We start from the raw sequence: 23,362 nt of genomic DNA, 5'->3' as shown, positions 1-23,362 counted from the left end.
TTATCTTTCTATATAAATGTGAGAAAGCTTTCCCCAACAATCGTGCCGTTTGTTTAATACAGATAAATATAAGCGACCATTCCGAATATCCCCATGGCAATCATAGCAATACTTTTCAACGTACTTTTATTTCTGTTTACCAATTCCTCCACCCACGCTACACACCAACCAAGGAACACTAAACCCATTCCCGAATGTTGTAAGACTTTTATTCCCGGTGCCGAAACAGAACCAGTAAAAAACACAAGCAAACCAATAGTTATAGGTGCAGCTCCAAAAAAAAATAAAGGTTCTTTAATTTCTTTTATAACCACGCGCCGTTTCTCTTCTTCCATTTTGTTGAAAGAACGCCACGCAAACAGAATGGGTAGCCCCCATAGTAACACTATATATACAAACTGAATTAGTCTCATATCAGTACCCTTTCTGATCTCCTGATTTCCATTTATAATCTGGGCCAATTCTAGATGTCCCAGTTATTATCCAGTTATCGCGCCCAATTGCAAGATAGCGAGATAGCGAGATATTCTATTTATTATCTTTCTTTGCTGATTTGTTCATCCATGCGAAGAAAATATAACCAAAGAATGCAAAAATAGAAAGTCCAATATTGTCTACCCAGTTTATCTCTGGTTTGAATAAAAATTGTAAAACTGTTGGGAATATAAAAAACGACACACTATAAACTAAAGCCTGCTTGATCATACTGTCCTCCTATATTTTTAATTGCACCCTTAGTGAATCGACACTTTCTTTTACAAATAATTATATCATAGTTATTTTTTGGTTGTTTCTGTGATAAAATCCCCCTCTGCATCGCAGTTTTTTTCAATTAGCATGCCCGGTACACTATGACACCATTTGAAATATCTCCCATATACAATACCGTGCGAAAAACGACTTCTCTTTTGGGTTCATATTTGGGAAGTGTATCAGTGCATCCAACTACAAGAAATGATAATATGTATAATGGGCAAAGGATTATGCAATCGATAAATATGGTTTTTATTTGTTGCAACAGGAGGATATAGAATGAATAACGAAGATAATTTTTGGCTTGATTTACCGAAGCCGTTTTTTATATTAGCACCAATGGAAGATGTCACAGACGTGGTGTTTCGCCACGTCATTAGTGAAGCAGCAAAACCCGACGTATTTTTCACGGAATTCACAAATACAGAAAGTTATTGTCACCCTGAAGGAAGAGACAGTGTACGTGGTAGGTTAACGTTTACAGCAGATGAGCAACCGATTGTCGCTCATATTTGGGGCAATAAACCAGCATTTTTTGAACAGATGAGTATTGATATGAAAAAACTAGGGTTTAAAGGTATCGATTTAAACATGGGATGCCCCGTACAAAACGTCGCAGCCAATGGTAAGGGTGCTGGATTAATACGACATCCTGAAGTTGCAGCAGAAATTATTCAAGCAGCAAAAGCAGGTGGATTACCAGTTAGTGTTAAAACAAGGTTGGGTTACACAAATGTTGACGAGTGGCTCGATTGGTTAGGACATGTATTGAAACAAGATATTGCGAATCTTTCCATTCACCTTCGTACAAAAAAAGAGATGAGTAAAGTAGATGCACACTGGGAACTAATCCCTGAAATCAAAAAACTACGCGATGAAATTGCTCCAAATACGTTGTTAACCATTAACGGAGATATTCCTGATCGCGCAACAGGATTAAAATTAGTGGAACAATACGGCGTTGATGGTGTCATGATTGGCCGCGGCATTTTCACCAATCCATTTGCTTTCGAAAAAGAACCTAAAGAACATAGTGTGAAAGAATTTCTCACTTTATTACTTTTACATTTGGATCTTCACGATAAATATTCAAACGAAATCGAACCTCGTTCATTTAAGCAACTTCATCGCTTTTTCAAAATCTATATTCGAGGATTTGAAGGCGCAGCTGAATTAAGAAACCAATTAATGAATACAAATTCAACGGATGAAGTCCGTCGTTTAGTACAGCCAGTTTTAGAATTAGACTAAGTCAAGCACGAGACACGGAGATAGGTTCCGCGTCCCAAATAATACTAACTAAATACATTGGAAGAGTAACTGGAGGCGATGACGATGCAAAAGCTCTATTTTGAACCTGCATGGGACAAAACAATTGCCCCTGCTGATCGCGAAAAAATTACTCATCATTTCCAACAACAAACAAAACAACTACAAGGCGGTGTCCATTTGTTATTTTTATGGAACGCTCGCAATCATAAAGGTGAACAGCTGATTGCCGTACTCATTCACAATTTTGAGGACATAAATCTCCGCTTACACAATACAGTCATTTCCTATTATGAAAAAGGCATACAACGGACCAATGCTACGTTTAGCTTACCTTGTGAAATTGCCGGCAATACTTCTATGCCATGGACGTTTATATTTTCAGAAACGAATGAAACAAATGCAGACCCGCAATATATGATTTGGAATTAAAACAAAGTGGTGTCTATTAGTCAGCACTTAAAATAAAAGCTAAACAAATTTACACTAGTAGCACAAACCACGGACATGGTTTGTGCTACTATTTTTAAAATACTCAATGAAATTGTATGATATAAAAAACGTCAAAAGCCTTGCTGAATCAAGGGTTTTGACGTTAATTGAAAATCAATGAAACAAACTATGCAGACGGCGCGGGGCGAACCAATACCTCATGAATGTATGGCAACAACACTTACTTGCAATTAAAAATCCAGAGGATATCGACAGAGCGTTATATAATCGATATCCGCCGTTTATTCTATGAAATCGTGATGAATATCATCTCACAGGCACTTTCCACTATCGAATTCTTTTTGCAAAAAGTTTTTTCTTTATGTTTAAGTAGTTTTTCATTTCAAAAATCAAATAAAATAGATTCGCCCGTATTTCAAATTCTTCTCTTGTCTTCGGCAACTCCATCTCGCGAATTAAGGCATTTAATTCCTCTAACTCATTTAATGAAATGTCCGTTGTATCTCCCGAATGAACGTTTCGACTTAAGTTCTCCAAGAACTCTGCAAACATTTCTTTCTGTTTAACGTCTAGGCTGAATGAAGAGAAAATAGCAACGATTTTCATCATATGTTTTAGAAGTTCCAGTTGATCCTCTCGCATTTCCAGATAATAATAATCTATATTTTGTTTTCGCAGCAGACGATTTTCTACATCTTGAATGGCAATGCTTTTAGATTGATTAATCAAATCTTCTACCTCAAGAATCTCTTTCCCATCCCACTTCCGCATACTATCCCTTAAATGGGCAGAGAATTCAAAGAGAATAATTTCAAACTTTTGTTCAATCTCCTTCTTAAAGTTTTCAATATCTCGCTTGAAATTTGGCATGAAACTATTGACGAGAAGAGCAATTCCCATACCGATGAAAATAATATAGAGCTCATTCAGAAACAGAGCCCAGGTAGCATCCTTTACCGTATAAACATGTAATACGACAACCATACTTGTGACAAAACCAGCCTGGATGTGAGCTCTTACAAGGATTGGAACAAATAATAAAATAAATAAGGAAAAAACAATGGGATTATAACCTAATACTTCAAAAAACAAAGCACCAAGAATCAAAGATAAAAGAGAGGCCAAGAATTTATCCTTCATTGTAATTAATGTCTTTTTCTTCGTTTTCTCGATACACATAATAACAATAATTCCTGCAAATGTTGCAAATTCCAAATCCAATAAACTCGCAATCCAAATGGCCAGCCCTGCTCCTACAGCAGTCTTTATCGTCCGATAGCCCATACCAATCATGGAAGCACCATCCTATTATTTTCTCTGTAAATCCTTGCAGGTTTCCTGTTTTACAAATATACGCGTTAATTCACATATATGTACAAGCATAGACACCATAACAGGATGGCATCAGCTTTGATGAATATCAATCCATTTATAGTGTATTCTAAGAATATTTTTTGGACTATACCTCGAAATTCATCTGCCTATAGTTTAACACGTTGCTAATGAATCGTGATATCTATCTGACGCATTAAGAAGGATATTCGCACCTTCTGTCGTCTCGATGTAGATGTCTTTATCGAGAATGTCCGAGCTTAGGGTATTTTCAAAATTAGTTGAGCGACTTCTTCTGCACTTTGCTCCTTGCTCTCGGTATGAACCCGTTTACTTGTTCTTCATTGGTATTAAGGTCTCCATTCACGGTGGCAATCAGTCTTCCATAAATTTACGTGTAAGAAAATGATAAAACACCTAGTTCATAAAGCAGATTCGGTCCATCCACAAATATATAGCTAAACTCAATCCGATCTTCACCAGCTAACAGCGTGCCAAGCATCGTTGTAGGGATGACCATTCACCACCCGTCATCACAGGAAGGCCTGCCATAGCTACTATATGTTGCGCCAAATCCGTCTTAAGTGTATTTTTTGACGACAAGGCAGCCCATTGATTTGCCTTGTCAGAGGCAGTTTCCTTTCCATTGATCCCTTTGGCTTCCAGCACTGTTTTCTTCATTGTCTTTTTCAGTTTCTTGACCTGTTGACTATTCGTTAGATTATTCTTGAGTTTTCGTGTGTAAATATAAATCAAATGATTATTAAAAAACCTTGAAAGGCATATAGCCAATCAAGGTTCAAATGCTATACTATATTTCTTGCAAAATAAATTCGAAAAAAAAATCACAAAATCATAAGCAATTCTCAAGATTCTATAGTGATTCAATCAACAAGGTTCTCATTCTCTTTAATAATCATTCTTGAAATACGTCTTCCTGACCGCTTAAAGAAGAAATCATCAGCAAACTCCTATGAATTTATTGGACAAAACTGATTTATAACCCTATTTTTATTATCATATTCAATTTGTCCCATCGAATTCTCATTTGTTCCATATAGATATACTACCCTATCTTCGTCCTCAAACTCCTTCAACATCAATATAAAAAATGCCATGAATCTTCACTCCTCATAGTCTTTCTCACATTTCCACGGTCTTCCAGATTCTATTGTTTTGTCATGCGCTGTTCTACTACTAAAAAAAGAGTAAGTGAATGTACAAATCCACCTTTGTCCATTTCATTAATTGTTTGATGACACCATTACTAAATTTTTTAAAAAATACAATAAAAAATCACGAAACTTATGTCTCGTGATTCTCTGGATTATTTCTTCACTTTCGTTGCACTGTCTCTTTCAATCAGCTTCGTGTGAATCGTTATTTTCTTACATATTTCCCGTTTCGTTGCGATCCGCTCTAGCAGCAAGTCGACTGCGGATTCTCCCATAATTTCTGTGTACAGCTTAACTGTGGTAAGCGGTGGAACCATGTATTGCGCAGATGAAACATCATTGAAACCAACGATACTGAGATCCTCTGGGATTTTAACACCCAGTTCATAGGCCGCTTTGTAGCACCCGATTGCAATTGAATCATTTGCAACAAATAAAGCTGTTGGTTTTTCATTTTGACTAAGCATTTCCTTTAAAATCTGGTAGCCATCTTTTGGATTGTAGCCTCCAATTTTAACGAATTCCTCTTTGTAAATTCCTTTTTCCTTTAAATAGGCTTCAAAGACGTCCTGCCGTAAGTCCTTGAATCGATTACCAAACATATCAGTCTCTATGCCACCGATAAAACCAATATTTTTATGACCTAAATCTACTAAATAGTTGAGCGCATTTTTCGTTGCCGAATTAAAATTAATCACTACTGCGTCAAAACAATCTTCATCGGGGTTTGCATCTACAAACACAGACGGTTTATCAAAGCTTTTTATCAATTCAATATCTACTTTTTTAAAAGTCCCCAGACAGATTATTCCGTCTAATTTCGGAAGACTTCTTTTAGTGTCATCTTTGGTGATTTTAAAATAGTCCATTCCCATACTCTTAAGCTTTTTTTCTAGTGCTACCCGAATCGAAAGATAATACGTATCAACCAATTCCTCTTCAAGCGAATACGAATAGTAGAGCCCAATGTTCCCTTTCTTTTTCGCCTTTTTCTGTTTTGAGGTGTTAACATAGTTTAATTCCTCTGCTGCTTCGAAAACTCGTCTTCTTGTCTCTGGGGTCACATTAAGTGTTTCATCATAATTTAACACTCGAGAAACCGTTGCCATAGAAACCTGCGCTAAGTATGCTATATCTTTAATCGTCGCCATTTTTTATACCTACTTTGTTTTTTACTTCTATATATAAATTAATTCCAACTTATGCCGACTTGCTTTCAACACTTTGCTTTGGTTCGCAAAAGCCGTTCTTCGTAAACACTTTTGCTACACTGCTTCTTTACGGTAATTTTTTTTGAGGAATTTCAGCTTTGTTTCCGAAATAATAATAGCTACAAGGATTAGTATCGCTCCGATAGCCATTTTGGCGGTTAAAACCTCGCTTAAAATAATGACGGAGAAAACCATCCCCCAGAATGCCTCTGTCGATAAAATGATTGCCGCCTTTGTTTCGCTTGTGAACTTTTGAGCGACTGTTTGCAGTAAAAAAGCAATCGTGGTGGAGAATACACCCAAATATAAAACAGCCGATACTCCTTCAAAATTTGCTACAAAATTCGTTTCTCCTTTGAAAAGGACTACAATAAATCCTAACACTGTTGCAGCTGCCATTTGAACCACTGTTAATAGTACGGGGTCTTCGTTCTTTACAAACTGCGCTGTGTAAAAAATATGGAACGCAAACGCTACTGCACATAATAATGTAAGTACATCCCCAAAATTAATGCCACCCGAAAGCTGTAGTGATAACACACCGATGCCAATGATCGCAAGTAATGCACCAAACAACTCAAACTTGTCCATTTTTCGTTTAAAAATGAAAAACGCAATAAATGGTACAATGACTACATTGACAGCGGTTAAAAAAGCATTTTTCGAAGGCGTCGTATATACCAATCCAACCGTTTGTAGAGCAAATGCCAAGTATAAAAAGATTCCAATGATGGAACCTTTTATAATTGTACTCTTTTTAATATTCTTTAGTTTCTTAAAAAAGACAAGACTTAACAAAATAATACCAATAAGGAAACGGATTGCAAGTATTTGATATGGTGTAAAGTGCTCGAGTGACACTGCACTTGCAACAAACCCACTTCCCCAAATAACGGCGACAACCGCGAGCCCTAGTTCTCCAATATATTTCCGCATTGTATCCTCCACCTACTTACTTTCGATTAACGATAGGAACACACTTGATGTCCACGTAAAGGAAGTATCGACGAGCCCTTTTCCGCTATGCGGATCAAAGTTTTCTGCCATACCGCCAACAAGCGTGAGATTTAGATATTTTTCTTTAATTCTTTCTCCAACCTCACCGTAGCCAAAACTCTTTAATGAATCAATAAAAAGATAAGTAACAGGGGCCCAAATCGGTCCAAGCCAATAACCATCTTCCTTATATAATGGACTTGATGGCATTTCCGTTGCAAATCCATATTTCGTTTCAAAGTTTTCCACAAGGTCATCTACAAGTTGGTCCATGATTTGTTTTTCTAAGCGATATCCGATTAAAACCGGTAAACGTAAAATTAGACTGGAGCGTGTGTCAATTTTCTTAGCATCCTTACCAACACGACCAAAGAAGCCATCTTCATCATGAAGGCGCTCCATTAATAAGGAGAAAAGTGTGTCTGCTTTTCCAGTAAATTGCTTTGCTTCTTCCTCTTCGCCAAGAAGACCAGCAAATTTCGTTAAAATATCATACGTTCTAATTAAAAAACTAGTGAGATCTGGTGCCTCTACCGGCATTCCACTATGGAACAAGGAGGAATTATCCCAACCCGAGTCATTACCATGCTTATAATGTGGAAGTCTCCCTTCGTACGTTCGGTATAAATCGAAGTAAAGCATTACTTTTTTAGTAGATTCATACACTTCTCTTAGACGACTTTCTTCCTTAAAGTAGTCATTTACTTCCATTAATTTTTCATAAGCGTATGCGAAGACCGGTGGTTTAATACAGTTATAAGACACAAACTTATCATTCACAAAGTCTGGATATACGCCTGATTCGTCCTGCGCGTCCATAAAGATCTTCAGCTGAGAATAGGATAACTCCGGATACTTCGCACCTATATGTAATGCGTTAAAGCAATTGTCCCAAGACCAGATGTTATACATCCAAAGTTTTGACATATACATGGCATAATTTTTTAATAGTCCATCCGGGTGAACGATGCTTGACCAAGTAATATACGCCGCACGATCAATTGAAGCTTGGTATACTTCATTTTTCTCGGTATTATTTTCTACCCACTCCTGATAGAGATGCTCAACCTTTTCTTTTCCTGCTTGAAAGCTTGCATACTCTTTCGGTTTAAACACAGTGCGATAGCTTTCGATGACGAAGTGGCCATTACTTATACGAATGTCAATATAATCATTGCCAATCACATTCCACGGTGCGTCAACAGACATCTCGCCTGAAAGCTTGCTAATCATCAGCTTTAATTCCTTCGGATAGATATGATATTCATACATGCCATCCTTATATTCGTGAAGGGTATCGTACTTCACTTTACTAGCTTGTAAACGAACTTCAACCCCATTTGCCTCAATATGAAGTTCATCTTCTTCCGGAATATTGATTTCTGCATATTTCTCTGTATCTTTTACTAGAAAAAAGCGCAAGGACGTTTCTGTAGCGGCGATGTCAAATTCTTGTTCAACTCCATCCTGTAACAAATCCAATTTAAATAATTTTGATGGCGCATCATCTCCGCCATGAACATCACGTATATAAACTTCGTTTGTATCCAATTCCTTTGATACACAAAAATATGAACCAAATCGAGAAAAAGGGATTTCTTTTATATTTAATTTCATGGAATTTCGCTCCTTTTGTTTAACTTGAATCAGCAGAAGTCCGCCACTTCTATAAGTGGCGGGATGGATGCCGGATGTCACAGATTTTCAGAGGAGCTTAAGAAGGCAGTCTAAGTTCGCGACGTCCTGTCGCAACGACTGCATGACCTACTTCCTGTAGTCCTCTAGCTCGAAAAAATCTGGACGCAGTTTCGCCGAGGCGTAATTGATCGAAATAAGAAGCAGGGTTTCCCCTGCATACTTCTTACTGAACCGCGAAAAATTTACTCTCTTCCACTAGGCTGCTCTTGTCTATTTTTCTAAGTTCAAATTGAAGATTGAAGTCCTGAATCACTGTTCTGTATGGAGGTAACTGCTCCTCACCGCAACTATTACTTCCCACACCACTTTGCTTGTAATCAATAGTCAGCACTGTAAATGGTGACTTCTTAATATTACCGCGGTGTTTGGCCTCTTCAAGCGCACTTGTTTCGTAATCATGTATTGTAAAATCATACGTTTCTTTAAAATTAATCAAGTATGCTTGCTTATCGTTTGCTACAGCTAAGAAAGAGCTATCACACCGTGAACCATTTTCCTGCGGGTATACATAATCGGTATGCATGTCTTGAATGGTTTTATTATATAAACCAATTGGTTGGCTGCGTTTTGTATCCTGGTACGATTCAGAATCACCGCGACCATACCAGCTAACTTTGTTGTAATCCTCGTTCAAATGCATCGTTACGCCGATGCGTGGCAGCATTTCTGGAATTTCATGACCTCGTAATACTTTTTCACCTTGCAAATCAATATTCAAGGCACCATCTTTCGTCAGACGATAGTGATATGTCAGATGGAAGCCCCATGCTTGATTGACAGTAGATAAGTACTTCGTGATTTTGACATCCGTGAAATCTGCTGTCACTTCGTACGTCACTTCTGCTAATTGTTCTTTGGTATTTTTAAGGAAGTACTTATTGACCCAGTCATCCTTTTTGTACATATCATTGTCGATAATCGCTCTCCAAAGGGTTACTTCAGGTCCTTTGTTAATAATTTCTTCCCCTTCAGATTTGAACGATTCTAGTGTGCCATACACAGTTGAGAAAACAGCCTCGAACTGGTCGTTTTCAACCTTCAGCAGAGCACCTTCATCCTTAATGACAAAGTCAGATCCTGATGAAGTGATAGACCGCACTTCTTTTTCAATTTTTGTAGATGCTAATAAGAAGCTTTCTTTTGTAATCTCATGATTTTTACCCGCATAGAGAGTATCTTCAGTCTCCAGATAGCTTAAGTAGATCCGAACATCGTCATGCTGGGCAGCTTTTACTATATCTACTGGAAGCGTAATAGCCAACGATTCATGTGCTCCGATACTTGGTAACTGCATGTCATGTGATTCAATCAGTGTACCAATTGATTTTACTTCAATACGCAGGGTTACTCCGCTTAAGTTTCTAAAATCGTATAGATTGTTAATACGAATTTCACCTTCAGCTAGGTTTACTTCCTCCGTGACAATTGGTTCAATTACTTTTTTATATTCCCAAAGTCCTGGTGACGGCGTTCTATCCGGGAACACAAGCCCATCAATACAGAAGTTGGTGTTTGTCGGGAAGTCGCCGTAATCTCCGCCATATAAATAAACGATTTCACCTTTGTCGTTTGTCGTTTCAATTCCATGGTCACACCATTCCCAGATGAAGCCACCTTGCAATCTAGGATATTTTCTCATCAGTTGTTGATATTCCGTTAAGCCTCCAGGGCCAGTCCCCATTGCATGTCCATATTCACATAAAATATGAGGCTTCTTGCCTTCTGAATCCTTACCGATTTCTTCGAGTTTGTTTAAGCGAGTGTACATCGTTGTGTACACATCACTGTATGCAGCATTTCTGTCTCCCTCATAATGAACTAATCTAGTAGAATCAATCATCTTGATGGCATTGTACATAGCCGTAAAGTTTCTTCCAGCACCTGATTCATTTCCGAGTGACCACATGATGATACTTGGATGGTTACGGTCTCTTTGTACCATACGTACTGCTCGATCTACATATTGCTTTTCCCATAGTTCGTTGTCAGAAATCCAATTGTAATTTCCGGTATTTTCAAAACCATGACATTCAAGATCTGCTTCGTCAATGACGTAAAGACCATATTCATCACACAAGTCATAGAATACATCATTATTTGGATAATGCGCTGTACGAACAGCATTGATATTGAACTGTTTCATCATTTTAATATCCTGAATCATATCCTCGTAGTTGACTGTTCTACCAGTCTTCGCATGTGCGTCGTGGCGATTCACACCATTAAAGAAAACGCGTTTTCCGTTGACACGGATTTCATTGTCATTCACCTCAATGGCACGGAACCCTATGCGCAGTGGCACAACCTCCTTTTCACCTAACAAGTTATACTCGAGGTGAAGTGTATAGAGGTTTGGTTCCTCTGCATTCCATAGAAGCGGTTTTTCCTGAACTTTACTTACTTCGAATTTCCCGTCAACGACTTCCATGTCAAACTGGTCAACTTGTTTGTCATGATGGTAAAGCGTAGCTACTACATCTTTTACCTGGTCTGTTAAAAATGCTCCGCCTATTTTTAATGTGAAATTCTCATAGTTTTCATCGGGAAGTGTTTCAACATGGACATCCCAAAGTGTCTCTTTGTTGATTTTAAACAGTTCAACACTTCTAAAAATACCAGACAGCCACCACATATCCTGGTCTTCTATATAAGTTCCATCAGAAAATTGGTAGACTCTAACAGTGAGACGATTACTGCCAACTTTCACGAATTCTGTGATATCGAATTCAGACGGTAATCTTGAAACTTTACTAAAACCAGCATGCTGTCCATTGACATATAAATCAAATGCAGAATCCACGCCATTGAATTTTAAAATAAGTGCTTCATCATCTGCTAAGTCAGAAACAAAAAGATCTCTAAAATAGATGCCCGTTGGATTTTCCTGTGGTACAAACGGTGGATTGATAGCAAACGGATATAAAACATCTGTGTAATGCATGTTGCCATAGCCCTTGATTTGCCAACTTGAAGGAACTTCCATATCGTCTAAACTATCGATGCTAAAGTCCTCTTTTTCAAAGCCTTTCGGTGAAAGCTCAGGTGCATTTAAAAATAAGAACTTCCATACGCCATCTAGTAATGTATAGCCTATACTATTTTCCTTCGTAAATGTTTGTGCATTTTCTTTCGATTCATATCTATAAAAATCAGCATGAGCGGGAAGTCTATTGATACCCATTATCCTGATATCTTCCCATCTCTTCATTTCGCGACGCATATTATCTTCCCCCATATAATACTATATTGGTATTTCAGTATTTCTTACTTAACAGAACCACTGATTCCTTCAACAATGTACTTCTGCGCAAATAGGAATATCACAACTGGTGGAACGATCATGACTAAAGTAATCGACATAATTGGTAGAATTTGAAGATCATGAACTCCTTTAAATGCTGCTAATCCTAGTGCTAATGTATATTTCGATTGATCTTGAAGATAGATTAATGGACCCAGGTAGTCATTCCATACTGATAACATATTGAGCACCGCGATTAAGATCAGAGGAGCTTTCATAACAGGTATGAATATTTTATAGAAGATTTGGAATTCATTTGCACCATCGATTCTTGCTGCATTTTCAAGATCCTTCGGTATACTCATAAGGAATTGTCTTAACAAAAAGATATAGTATGCCGATCCAAAAAATGATGGGACAATCAATGGCTTTAATGTGTTAATCCAACCAAACATTTTGAATTCCATATATAACGGAATCATTGTGACGTCCCAAGGAATCATCATTGTCGCAAGCATCAAGACGAAAAGAGTGTTTTTAAATTTAAAATCAAATCTAGCAAATCCATAGGCAATTAATGAACAGGATAGTAGCTGACCTATCGTTGTCATCACTGTAACGATGACGGAGTTCTTTAAATAGACGCCGAATGGTTGACTAGTCCAAGCATCAACAAAGTTTTTCCACTGAAGTACTTCTGGAAAAATCTTTGGAGGATAGCTAAACACTTCGGTTTCTGTTTTTAATGCAGAAAGGATTACCCACACAAATGGTAATACGAAGTAAAGTGAAAATAGTCCTAGAAGGCTGTACATGATGATTTTATATCCTTTTGATATTTTCATTTTTTTCTCCTCCCTTTCTTCCCTTCTTTTTTCACTTCATTTTCGTAGAACACCCATGCAGATGATGTCTTAAAGATTAACATTGTTAAGACTAATATCACGATGAACATGAACCATGCGTTTGCACTTGCATATCCCAGTTGATGGTGTTTGAAAGCGTTGTTATACACGTACAAACCATAGAAATAGGTGGACTTTAAGGGGCCACCACCAGTTAACAGTAAGACCAAGGTCAGCTGCTGCAGTGCTCCGATGACTGATGTAATGACGTTAAACAGAATGGTCGGCGTAATACTAGGAATCGTAATACTGAAAAACTGACGGAACGGACCAGCACCGTCAATCGCTGCCGCCTCATATAATTCAGCTGGGATCCCTTTTATATTGGTATAAAAGATTAGCATCATAATTCCGACGCCCCAAGCACTCGCAATGACAATTGTGAGAAGTGCCCACTTCGGATCTACAAGCCATCTTGGACCTTCAATGCCAAGAAACGATAGTAAGTAATTTAAAATTCCGTACTCTGAGTTGAAAATCCAACCCCAAATAATCGAAATGGCAACACCTGAAACAACCGCAGGTAAGTAGAAAATCGTACGGAAAAATTTCATTCCTTTTAATGGTTGAGTAATGAGAAGTGCTAAAATTAATGCAATAGCTAAGTTTAAGGGTACAAATATTGCAGCAAATTTAAGGGTAATAATTATAGATTTATAAAACTGCGGATCTGCAGTGAACATTGTTTTGTAGTTATCGATCCCTACAAATGTTGGTTCACTTGTAATTGGCCAATTATAAAAGCTCATAATTAATGAGAGAATCAGTGGTCCCAGGGTGAATACCAAAAAACCAATGATCCACGGTGAAATAAATAAATAGGGCACTTTTCTATTTACTAACTGATAGCTTTTCGTTTTCTTCGTTGTTATATTTCGCATAAAATGCCCCCATCATCAGATTAGAAAATAGGGTAAAGCACTTAAAAAGTGCTTTACCGCATTAAAGATTAATATTTTTACTCTACAGCACTATTTAATGCCTCTTTCGGGTTCATTAATGTACTTGGATTTAACATCGATTCAAACGTATATTGCAAATTCTCGGATACTTTACTCCAGTCTTCAACGATGAAAGATGCTGGCGTATAGCCATCACTCTGTTCAAGCATAGAATAGAACACACTTTTCACTTCATCTTGTTCAAGTTGTTCACTTTCTACGACTGATTTCAAAACAGGTAGTTCAAAACCAATTCTTTCCTTATTCGCATCTTCATTTGTCCAGAATTTGATAAATTCGAATGCTTCATCTTTATGTTTTGAGTTTTTAGAGATTGAGATACCAGAAGAACTTAAGATACTGACGCTTTTCCCACTTTTAAATGCTGGTAATTCTACGACACCGTAGTCAATGCCCGCTTCTTTTAACGGCGTTAATCCCCATGCCCCGTAGACGAACATTGCAACTTTACCAGATTTCATTTCTGTTGTTCCAGAGCCTTCTGTCGTAATAGCATAGCCATCTTTCGCCATGTTCTGGAACATCTCAAATACTTCTACTGATTTCTCTGAGTTTAAGTTACCTTTCAAATTCCCTTCTTTATCCACATAAGATGTCCCATTGCTCCATAGGAACATTTCGAAATCGTATGGATCCGGTTTTCCTGAGAACGCGAAACCGCTTACTTTTGAATCCTTGTTTGCTACTTTCTTAGCTGTGTCTTGAAGATCCTCCCAAGACCAACCCGATTTTGGATATTCGACACCCGCTTCATCAAATAATGCTTTGTTGTAGTAAACAACATGTGTCGTATAACCAACTGGTAATCCCAGAATTTCTCCATTTGCTGAATTATAGTTCCACAGTGTTTCATAGAAATTGTCTTTGTACTCAGCACCTTCTTTTTCAAGATAGGAGTCGAGTGGTTCTAACGCATCCTTATATTGCGGGTAGTTCCACATATACATAATGTCTGGAGCATCATTTGCCCCCATACCAGCTGTGATTTTTGTATCATATTCACTTCCATAAGACTCTAAAACAACTTTGATATCGTCTTGTGACTCATTGAATTTGTCAATCATATCTTGCTGCAGGGTAACGTCATCGCCAACGTCCCAAGTGGCGAAACGGAGTTTAACTTTACCATCTTTCGTGGTACCGCTTTTTTCGCCAGCTGATGAACTACACCCCACTAAAAGCAACATAACTGCAATAAGTAAAAAGAAAACAGATTTAAACTTTATAAACTTCATAATATACCCCCCTTTTTTTTGAACACTTTCATTATATTCTGTGTTTTACTAAAAGTAAACTATTTTTTCATCATTTTTAGTAAAATAAACGATTCTAAGGACAGGTTAAAGTGTCCGTTATTTCATAAAGAAACAGTATCCGTATAATAGATACTGTTTTTTTATGTATGATCACTAGCGTTAAAATCCCTCCCGAAAATCAACCATCTCATTTAAAGTATGGGTTTTTCTACTTAATCAACAGAAAAAGAGTGACACTCAGCGTTTCAAAATGTCTATCGATATTCAGTTTTACTAAAATAGCTAGTCCACCCGTTCTTTACACACAATAAACCTTTGAAAGGCAACAAAAAAAGCACGGCAGAGTAGCCCGTGCTTAGAAGAAATACTAAAGCAAAACTTTTATTTCTTGTTCATCAATGATTTTCAGCAAAAATCTTCTGCATTTCGGTAAGGTGTAATGAATCATTTGCCACAAAAACAGTGCTATCAATATCGTGCCAATACCAATAGGACCGCCAAATAAAATCTCAGTTACCCCAAAGTTGTAAAAAAAATGCCGGAATTGTGAAGGATCTGGTGGAGCTTCAGCCATAATACTGCCGACGCAATTGTTTGGCTTATGGAGAAAGATCGTAGCACTATTAGTGGAATTGCCGTACTTGATTTAACAGGTCGCAAAAGAATAGGCACATTACTTCAGCTATTTCACTGGATTAAAGTGAAAATGAGTGGCTGGAATAATGTGCTTGATTACGGTAGTTTGATGCCTGGTTTCCACACAATTCACGCCCTTCGAATTGTGGTAGTTCCTGCGCACCACACACTTCAACTTCTCCTACAATACCTCTTTTATATAAAAGTACGGGCACTCTAACAAACATGTTTGTTCAAACTTTCACGATTGCATGATTGCCTGTCACCTCAATAAGTAAAACCTTCTTTACCGAACCGACAACTTTTCCTGTTTAACTTGGAGTGCAATTTTCTCCGTTAAGCGTGTTGTCACTTTCGGCAACACCATTTTAATAACAGGTGTCAACACAGCGCCTGTTAAGCCGCCTGCATTTACTTCAACTGTCCCTGTCATCGTTGTTTGCCCAGCCGTTTCATCAGCAGTAAACTGGCCACTGCCTGTAAAGTTGTCCGTTAACCCTTTTAACTCGAACCGAATCATCGTTGGCTCATGAAATTCAGTTATGTTTAACTCCATTTTTACAGCTTTTTTAAATCCTTTAATATTCCCTTCGAATGTCCAAACCGACTTTTGTTCATCAATTTGTTCATGCTCCTTATAGGCAGGAACCATTACTGCCCAGTTTTCGATTTGACTAACGTATTCCCATACGTTCTCTACAGGTGCTGGAATGATTACAGAATGCGATGCAATTGCCATACGTTTCACAACTTCCTTCTTTATGTATTTATAATGTGAATCTACTACTAACATAATAGCATTTTTACTGTATCGATCCACATTTAATCCACTTACAAAAAGAAGTTTAATAAGTTAAATAATGAGTAAGGAAACCTTAAAATTGAAGGTTTCCTTTTTAGGTGAGCCCAAGATGGACATTATATATAATTTTTTAAATGATACCTACATCTGCTGGGTACAAAATGGTACCTATTAATAACTTCATGTAAAATGATAAATATTGGAAGGGGTATGTAAAAATGAAAAAAAGATTTAAAGTAAAATTAAAAGAACATCTAAGCGGAGGCCTTATTAAAATTGTAGTGGATACTGAAACAGGTGTAAATTATCTCATGACAAGTGGTTTGGGATTGAGTGGAATGACTCCTTTACTAGATAAAGATGGGAATATAGTGATTGATTAATATCTAAATAAAAGTTCCTTTGGATTCTTCTAACAGCTTATAGGGGGAACACTTAAACTAGCCTGCCCTTTTACTTTAATACGTTTAAACGAATAAATGTTCCAATTTTTCTTATTGAACTAAAGCTCCGCTAGCACAATAAGAAAAGCATTACTGTTGTTACACCAAAATACCAGTTAGTTGAACTTTACTTCTATTAAATTAATCATAATGCCTTAACTCCAACGAATAAAATGAATAACGAAGTGCATAAATAGAAGATCCCCCACATTAAACTCTGTGTTTTTTTGTATTCTCGTATTCCTATTATAAGGAACATTACACTCATAAGTATTAACGTCAACGGTAATAAGTTATATTTTCCCGTAACCTTACCATAAATAATAAGTAACATAAAAAGAATTGCAAAAAACATTTGAAATAACTTTAAAGTATCAAAATTTCTTTCTTCCATTTTTTATACCTCCACTGATAATCTATCAACTTCAATAGATACCTTTTTAAGCTAAACTGCCGCGTTTGTTGAATGTTAAAATGGATATTCAATAAATTTCTAATTCATCTATCTTTTCGCATATATCTTTAGCTCTTTTAGACCTAAGGAACTCATCTATACACCAAAATAGACTTGATGATAAAAGAGCGGTAATTAAAACTAAGCGATTAAATCTCCTTTCCATTTCTAAGATTGGCATTAAAACAAACGAAGCAGCAAAGAATAAATGAATGAATAGCGCCAAACTTCCTCTGAGCAATCCTCTTAGTCTTTTTGTAACGAAATCAGAAAGAATAGATGATAGCACTCCATAAATCAAAAGAATGGGTAAGAGATAAACACCTATTAAGAGGACAAATCCAGACTGTTCTAATAGAAAATAAATTAACATGAGCAAAATACCAGCAATTAATCCCGAAAAAAGTTTTCTAATAATCAAGTAGATCCCCACAATCAATTTATTAGTGAAATTCTCCAATAGTCTACTTCTTATTGAACTAATCTGTCCGATAGTTTAATAGGATAAAAACTGCCTGAGTGTATGGTACCTGCGCAATAAAAAACAAGTAACAACTCACACAATTTCTTAAAAAATCAATAGAGATTAGGTTATCATGTACCTATCTAATCTTCAGTTCATAAATATGTAATTTAAATTAATTACTACAATAGTTTCGCACACAGGTACCTGAAATTTTTAAAAATATAAATAGAATATATTTTGTTTGGGTCTTACAATAATCACCAGTTTAATAACTATCTTATCACTAAATCACATCAACCCAAATACAATAAACATCATGACGATTACAAGGGCAAAAAATATAGATAGAATGCCTAATAACCTTGGATTTTTTATATCCTTTCCTTCGTGTAAATTTTTCATATACGTCAACTGACACACGTAACCACTGGTTCCCAATAATGCCCCTAGTACAATCCAAAAAAATTCCATACAAAAACCCCCTCGTACTTTTATTAGAACGAATAAGTATTTACCAAAGAAATAACTACTTATAACCCATCGGTAAAATGATAGACACCATCCATTATATACCTATACGTAGGAACACCATCATAGGGTTGCGATTCCAGTGTTTCATCTGTGGAAAGATCTTTACCGTTCCTACTGATCGCAATTCCGCTAATTAATTGGAAAACAGCACCGAAACTGAAATAGATGACATCTTTATCTACAAAATCATAACCATATACGCCAGCGGACTGTTTTAATTTTTCCATTTTCTTCACAATTTCATTGCTAGAAAAAACAGAATCCGTGTTTTCTAAATCGCTTGTGTTAGATGACCATGAAGAAAAATGATCTCCAACTGATACTTTACCATCGTCGTACGCTTGAAAAACCGCATCTGAAACGGCATAAAAATCGTTTTGATATAATTTGAATTTACCCTCTGATTTTAATGACGGTACAAAAACAATGATAATTGTCATCGTTATGGAAAATACAATCGCACGAACTATTTTCTCACTATCTTTTCCTCCATTACTTTTCACAACAATAATAATCAACCCAATTACGGGAATTCCCACCAAAATCATCGCAGGTAAATAAATAATTGACGTTAAAAAGGGGTCACCCACTACAAATTTTGCATACAGAAACAAGAAATCGCCTGCCCATAACATAAGTAACAGAGCAATCATCCCCTTGAAATTCCCTTTCCCACAAATCAATACTACCGCTGCTCCAAGTACTAACGATAGTGTAATAATAATAGCTAGAGCCATATCTTTCACCTCGCAAAAATGTATTTTAAAGGATAGCATTCCATCACTATATCCATAATTGTCTAAAACCCTTATTTAAACTCTGTTTTCAGAAGGTAAACAACATCATACTCTTCCAACTCACTCATATGACCATCAACATCTTTATAAAAATCGTTAGGAAGGCTACTCATAACACTTTCATCACTTGAAAACTATCCCCACGAACATCCACTTTAGGCGTTTGATAGCCTGTGTCATTCATGAATAAATCCTTGATTTCCTGCATGTCTAATCCCGTACGCTCTTCCTTGATTTCTGCACAAATCATGCGTAATTCTTCGTAGCGTTCGATATCGTAAATATTACTTAAAAAGGCTAAGCTGGATTGCGATAAGGCTTGAATGAGTTGTGCCCATCCCAACCATTGATAACCCATGAAGTGCACCTGCTTTCGTTGTTTGATCCGTTATCTAGACGATTCACTCATTTCTAAAGTTGCAAACTTTTCTTGTAATTAAGCGCCTCATAAAAAATGAGCTGAATTTTATAGATCTCAGCCCTTTAAACTATTCGTATAATCCGACAATATACGGAGATCTTGAATTTCTCAGGTAACTGTGCGCAGAACTAATTAGTTAATTCACTATAATTGTATTATAATATAGTAAAAATCAGGAAAATTGTAGAACGTCTGCTTTTTTTTATATTAATTCAGAGGTGTGAATTGCTTGTATCTGTGTGGCGCACAGGCACCCGATTTATTGTACTTTGATATTGGCTTTTCCCTCTAACTCTTTCGCTAGATTTTCTTCGTTTATTCTTTCCCAACAAGTATTACATCTATTAGTCTTCTTGCCTTTTTCATTCAAGTGAAGGTCATTATGCCTTGTAGTTTTACCACATATGAAACAATTCTTATACAGAGCGCAAATTATTTGAGCAAACGGATCTTCAGATGTAGTGGCTACGATATCTTTTATATTTTTCACAAGAAGTTTTGCTGTGTTAACCGCATCATCACCAGCAGAGTGAAGTTCTCCATCTTGTTCAATTCCACTCATCGTTAATGCTTCTTTCAGTGAAATTTGTCTGTTTTCTTGAAAAACATCCACACATATAGGTCTTTGTATATCATTAAAGTTTTTTACCCACGATAAATCATATCTTTCCTTCGCATAGTGATTGACAAGGAGTCGAAGGTCGCTATTGCTCCAACTACATAGATAGTAATCTTCCTCGCCTATCCACTTACGAAATCTTTGCATTACCTCTACCATGTTCGGTGAATCAATGAACTGATCAGTAGTTAGCCCTACAAATTTCAATGTTCTCTTATCAAGTAAATCCATTTGTGGGGGTTTTACGTAAGACTGAAACCTATCAATGATTTTTAATTCACCTTCGACATCCGAGACTTTGGCAGCGCCAATTTCAATTATATACTGTGGCATATCTGTTGTATGTGACATCGTTGCCTCTAAATCGAAAACTATATATTGCATGATAATACCTCTTTCATTTTAGCTTGTAACAAGCATATCTCTTTTCCAGATATAATGTTAGGTACACTGTGCAACTAATAAATAACAAACAATTCACATACTTGCATAAAAAAACAATGGAGATTAGATTATCATGCACTTATCTAATCTCCAGTTACTAAATATATAATTGTAGTGAATTATCGGAATAGCTTCGTGCGCAGGTATCTGAAATTTACCGCCGCTCCAAGTACTAACGATAGTGTAATAATAATAGCTAAAGCTATATTTTCCCACCTCACAATATGTATTTTTAAGTATAGTAACCTACGGTAAAGGAGATGGCATTTAAAATGCAAAAAACGTTTGTCGCACTTCTAATTTTTATGTTCGTCAACTCTTCACCAACACTTTTCCCTTTCTAAAACACTTGCTATCGTTGTTAAAACAACCTACTGCCGAAAACAATAAACCTGATACTGAGGTTCCTAGACCCATCTTTGTTCCAATTGAATAACTAAATCCAGTTGCACTATAGGCAATTATCACCTCTCCGTTTTAAAAACCTACAATTTCAGTATCTTTTATTGATCCACAATTAACAATTAAAATATGCCTTCAAGAAATCAAAAAACGATGACCAAGTTTCCTTTAGCTCTCCTTTTAAAAGCAGTTCATCTCCGCCCTCAAAATTAACTATATAAATTTTATCTGTTACAGTATCCAGCACTAATACAGCATTTGCTGACATTTCACTTAAAACCAGATACTGCTTCGGAAAACCATGTTCTTTTCTAGAAATGAGTGTGTATGATTCAATATTATTTTCTTCATCTGCTATATCTAATAATTCAAAGGGTACATGCTCTTCCCAAAAAGATCCTGCATACTGGATATAAAATTCTTGGAAAGTATCTGATACGTTTACACCTAGCCTTATTAAAGCATCTTGTACTAGATTGCTATCTTCACGTTTATATATTTCTTCTCCTAGAACTTCATCTAGTCTCTCAGGCAAACTCATATTATTTTCCTCCTAGTGTCTCTTCTCCTCGTATTTTCAAATAATTAATAGAATCTACTTTTTGAAATGCTCCTCTAGTTGTCTCATCCATTGGATAAAATGGGTTTAACTTTCCTTTATAAGGATGTAGTGGAGCTCTTTTAGCATTACTGATATTATGGTACCTAGTTGAAGCTTCATATAATGGCCCAATACCTTTTTGTTGTGAATGATGTAACGTTGCAACACTACTTGCATCATCAAGAATAGGAGCAAGTCCGTATTTCGCAGATGCTTCAGCATTTGTTAATCCGCGACCTTTTTTAGCACCTTGTGTTCGGACCATATCCCAATTAATATCTCCTCTTTGATATACCTTATAAGTAAACCCTGTGCCATCTTTACCTGCATTATACTCTACACTTCGAGTAAAATATTTATTATTCTTATAGTCCTTTAGATATTGATAAGTTTCTTTACCCGTACCCTTAGTCACGATATCCACATTCTTTACTTCAACCTTAACATCGGTAGCTCCATTTTTGATACTCGTAGGAATATCCGTTTTTGCGAATGGCGTATTGAATGTAAAGGCATTTGGCGTACCCAATTGGTAATGAGTATTAGTTAAGAGATCTAGTTGATTTTGAGTTTTGCCCAGCGGACTGTTGACGACATCTTTGTAAATTGGAGAATAGATGGACTCCATCTTCTCTGTACTTACCACTTTACTTACTTGATTTAGATCTTGTGCTTTTCCGGTTAATTTCACACCCGCACTTGCCCAGTCAGCGAAGGGAATCATCGCTCCCAAAGAATGGGTTGCATTTAATGTATCCCCTCTCGCAGCATAGATAACTCCATTTACGCCATCTGCTACTTCACACAAGCCCGGCAATATCTAAGACAAACTGAAAAGTATCTAGTACTTTGTTTTCCTTGGAGTAAGAAGTCACTTTCAGTAGAAGACGAATTTATTATAGAGCTGTGAAAAGTACTAGGTCTCGGATTAACGCCCACTTAATTACAATAAGTATAAAAATATAAAGAAGCACTTGTCGCCTATTAAAAGGCAATCAAGTGCTTTATTGTTTACTTTTTTTCAAATTCCTTCATTCTCTCTATTAAATCTAAATCTGGCTGTTCTTTGTTTTGGCTTACATATTTATATTCAAAATACTTAATTCTAGCTGTTGGGCCAAATTCACTTTCATGCCAATTTGTATAATCAAAATGTACATTTAATTTTCCTGTATCATTTATTAATAATGTCACTGAAAACCAAGGTTCTTGGTCGTTATCAATAAAAACTTTTTGAAGTTCAACAGTTAGTTGCAATAATTTATGTAGTTCTTTATTATAAGCCCTCTTATCTATACTATATAATTTTGGAATATAATGTGAATAAACGTGTTGCTCCTCACCTTGGGGTGTAAAAAAGAAGAAAACTCCTCCTTCTCTCTCCTTAACTTCACCATTAAAATAGAAATTATCCCATTCAGTTGGAATCATATCATTAACCTGTTGTGCAATTTTATTATATAACTTGTTTAATTCTATTTCAAAACTCATCAAT

23 protein-coding genes are annotated in these 23,362 nt (G+C 36.4%); 4 read left to right on the top strand and 19 right to left on the bottom strand.

The window, feature by feature from the left end:
- Positions 1-53 precede the first annotated feature (53 nt).
- Positions 54-335: a hypothetical protein gene (locus tag MKY15_RS12025; RefSeq protein ID WP_342537647.1), complete on the bottom strand. Its 282-nt coding sequence runs from the start codon at positions 333-335 to the stop codon at positions 54-56.
- A gap of 697 nt (positions 336-1,032) precedes the next feature.
- Between MKY15_RS12025 and MKY15_RS12020 the strand changes: the two genes are divergently transcribed.
- Together MKY15_RS12020 and MKY15_RS12015 are read left to right on the top strand one after the other, a co-directional pair.
- Positions 1,033-2,004, top strand: coding sequence for a tRNA-dihydrouridine synthase (locus tag MKY15_RS12020; protein ID WP_067206162.1), 972 nt, complete (start codon positions 1,033-1,035; stop codon positions 2,002-2,004).
- Positions 2,005-2,088: 84 nt separating this feature from the next.
- A complete protein-coding gene (locus MKY15_RS12015; RefSeq protein ID WP_342537646.1) occupies positions 2,089-2,454 on the top strand; it encodes an SLAP domain-containing protein in 366 nt (121 codons plus the stop codon).
- A 348-nt stretch (positions 2,455-2,802) separates the two neighbouring features.
- On the opposite strand, the gene MKY15_RS12010 is transcribed toward MKY15_RS12015, so the two are convergent.
- The 9 genes from MKY15_RS12010 to MKY15_RS11970 form a co-directional block, all read right to left on the bottom strand.
- On the bottom strand, positions 2,803-3,768 hold the full coding sequence (locus MKY15_RS12010) for an aromatic acid exporter family protein (RefSeq protein ID WP_187046734.1): 966 nt from the start codon (positions 3,766-3,768) through the stop codon (positions 2,803-2,805).
- 430 nt (positions 3,769-4,198) lie between these two features.
- Positions 4,199-4,327 carry a hypothetical protein gene (locus tag MKY15_RS12005; protein ID WP_342537645.1) on the bottom strand — a complete coding sequence of 43 codons (129 nt, stop codon included), beginning with the start codon at positions 4,325-4,327 and terminating at the stop codon, positions 4,199-4,201.
- Between the two features lie 807 nt (positions 4,328-5,134).
- Positions 5,135-6,133, bottom strand: a complete 999-nt coding sequence (locus MKY15_RS12000) for a LacI family DNA-binding transcriptional regulator (RefSeq protein WP_187046733.1) — start codon at positions 6,131-6,133, stop codon at positions 5,135-5,137.
- Positions 6,134-6,247: 114 nt separating this feature from the next.
- A complete protein-coding gene (locus MKY15_RS11995) occupies positions 6,248-7,129 on the bottom strand; it encodes a DMT family transporter (RefSeq protein ID WP_187046732.1) in 882 nt (293 codons plus the stop codon).
- Between the two features lie 12 nt (positions 7,130-7,141).
- The gene (locus MKY15_RS11990; RefSeq protein WP_342537644.1) at positions 7,142-8,806 is read right to left on the bottom strand and encodes a hypothetical protein; all 1,665 of its coding nucleotides are present in this window, start codon (positions 8,804-8,806) and stop codon (positions 7,142-7,144) included.
- A 244-nt stretch (positions 8,807-9,050) separates the two neighbouring features.
- Positions 9,051-12,107: a glycoside hydrolase family 2 TIM barrel-domain containing protein gene (locus MKY15_RS11985; RefSeq protein ID WP_342537643.1), complete on the bottom strand. Its 3,057-nt coding sequence runs from the start codon at positions 12,105-12,107 to the stop codon at positions 9,051-9,053.
- Between the two features lie 44 nt (positions 12,108-12,151).
- A complete protein-coding gene (locus tag MKY15_RS11980; RefSeq protein WP_187046729.1) occupies positions 12,152-12,973 on the bottom strand; it encodes a carbohydrate ABC transporter permease in 822 nt (273 codons plus the stop codon).
- Positions 12,970-13,914 (bottom strand): sugar ABC transporter permease, encoded by a 945-nt coding sequence (locus MKY15_RS11975; RefSeq protein WP_342537642.1) that lies wholly within the window; start codon positions 13,912-13,914, stop codon positions 12,970-12,972. The genes MKY15_RS11980 and MKY15_RS11975 overlap by 4 nt, the downstream gene beginning before the upstream one ends.
- 77 nt (positions 13,915-13,991) lie before the next feature.
- Complete coding sequence (locus tag MKY15_RS11970; protein ID WP_187046727.1) at positions 13,992-15,230, bottom strand: sugar ABC transporter substrate-binding protein; 1,239 nt, start codon at positions 15,228-15,230, stop codon at positions 13,992-13,994.
- A gap of 622 nt (positions 15,231-15,852) precedes the next feature.
- On the opposite strand from MKY15_RS11970, the gene MKY15_RS11965 reads away from it, so the two are divergent.
- Positions 15,853-16,107: a hypothetical protein gene (locus MKY15_RS11965; protein ID WP_187046726.1), complete on the top strand. Its 255-nt coding sequence runs from the start codon at positions 15,853-15,855 to the stop codon at positions 16,105-16,107.
- A 66-nt stretch (positions 16,108-16,173) separates the two neighbouring features.
- Here the strand turns inward: MKY15_RS11965 and MKY15_RS11960 are convergent, their stop codons facing one another.
- Positions 16,174-16,707, bottom strand: a complete 534-nt coding sequence (locus tag MKY15_RS11960; RefSeq protein WP_342537641.1) for an SRPBCC family protein — start codon at positions 16,705-16,707, stop codon at positions 16,174-16,176.
- A 200-nt stretch (positions 16,708-16,907) separates the two neighbouring features.
- On the opposite strand from MKY15_RS11960, the gene MKY15_RS11955 reads away from it, so the two are divergent.
- Positions 16,908-17,072, top strand: a complete 165-nt coding sequence (locus tag MKY15_RS11955; protein ID WP_342537640.1) for a DUF6440 family protein — start codon at positions 16,908-16,910, stop codon at positions 17,070-17,072.
- 542 nt (positions 17,073-17,614) lie between these two features.
- Here the strand turns inward: MKY15_RS11955 and MKY15_RS11950 are convergent.
- From MKY15_RS11950 to MKY15_RS11915, 8 genes are all read right to left on the bottom strand, one after another.
- Positions 17,615-18,046 carry a hypothetical protein gene (locus MKY15_RS11950; protein WP_187046723.1) on the bottom strand — a complete coding sequence of 144 codons (432 nt, stop codon included), beginning with the start codon at positions 18,044-18,046 and terminating at the stop codon, positions 17,615-17,617.
- Positions 18,047-18,340: 294 nt separating this feature from the next.
- Positions 18,341-18,523: a hypothetical protein gene (locus MKY15_RS11945; RefSeq protein WP_067206147.1), complete on the bottom strand. Its 183-nt coding sequence runs from the start codon at positions 18,521-18,523 to the stop codon at positions 18,341-18,343.
- Between the two features lie 59 nt (positions 18,524-18,582).
- A complete protein-coding gene (locus MKY15_RS11940) occupies positions 18,583-19,320 on the bottom strand; it encodes a hypothetical protein (RefSeq protein WP_342537639.1) in 738 nt (245 codons plus the stop codon).
- Positions 19,321-19,489: 169 nt separating this feature from the next.
- Positions 19,490-19,738, bottom strand: a complete 249-nt coding sequence (locus MKY15_RS11935; RefSeq protein WP_067206142.1) for an NUDIX hydrolase N-terminal domain-containing protein — start codon at positions 19,736-19,738, stop codon at positions 19,490-19,492.
- Positions 19,739-20,060: 322 nt separating this feature from the next.
- Positions 20,061-20,804 carry a 3'-5' exonuclease gene (locus tag MKY15_RS11930; protein ID WP_338653475.1) on the bottom strand — a complete coding sequence of 248 codons (744 nt, stop codon included), beginning with the start codon at positions 20,802-20,804 and terminating at the stop codon, positions 20,061-20,063.
- Positions 20,805-21,381: 577 nt separating this feature from the next.
- Positions 21,382-21,807 carry an SMI1/KNR4 family protein gene (locus MKY15_RS11925; protein WP_187046720.1) on the bottom strand — a complete coding sequence of 142 codons (426 nt, stop codon included), beginning with the start codon at positions 21,805-21,807 and terminating at the stop codon, positions 21,382-21,384.
- A 1-nt stretch (position 21,808) separates the two neighbouring features.
- On the bottom strand, positions 21,809-22,675 hold the full coding sequence (locus MKY15_RS11920; protein WP_231885766.1) for a hypothetical protein: 867 nt from the start codon (positions 22,673-22,675) through the stop codon (positions 21,809-21,811).
- A gap of 203 nt (positions 22,676-22,878) precedes the next feature.
- Positions 22,879-23,358 carry an immunity protein YezG family protein gene (locus MKY15_RS11915; protein ID WP_067206134.1) on the bottom strand — a complete coding sequence of 160 codons (480 nt, stop codon included), beginning with the start codon at positions 23,356-23,358 and terminating at the stop codon, positions 22,879-22,881.
- Positions 23,359-23,362 lie beyond the last annotated feature (4 nt).

The organism is Sporosarcina sp. FSL K6-1540 (assembly GCF_038620285.1).
Lineage (GTDB): Bacteria > Bacillota > Bacilli > Bacillales_A > Planococcaceae > Sporosarcina > Sporosarcina psychrophila.
This window is presented reverse-complemented; position numbering and strand designations above follow the sequence as displayed.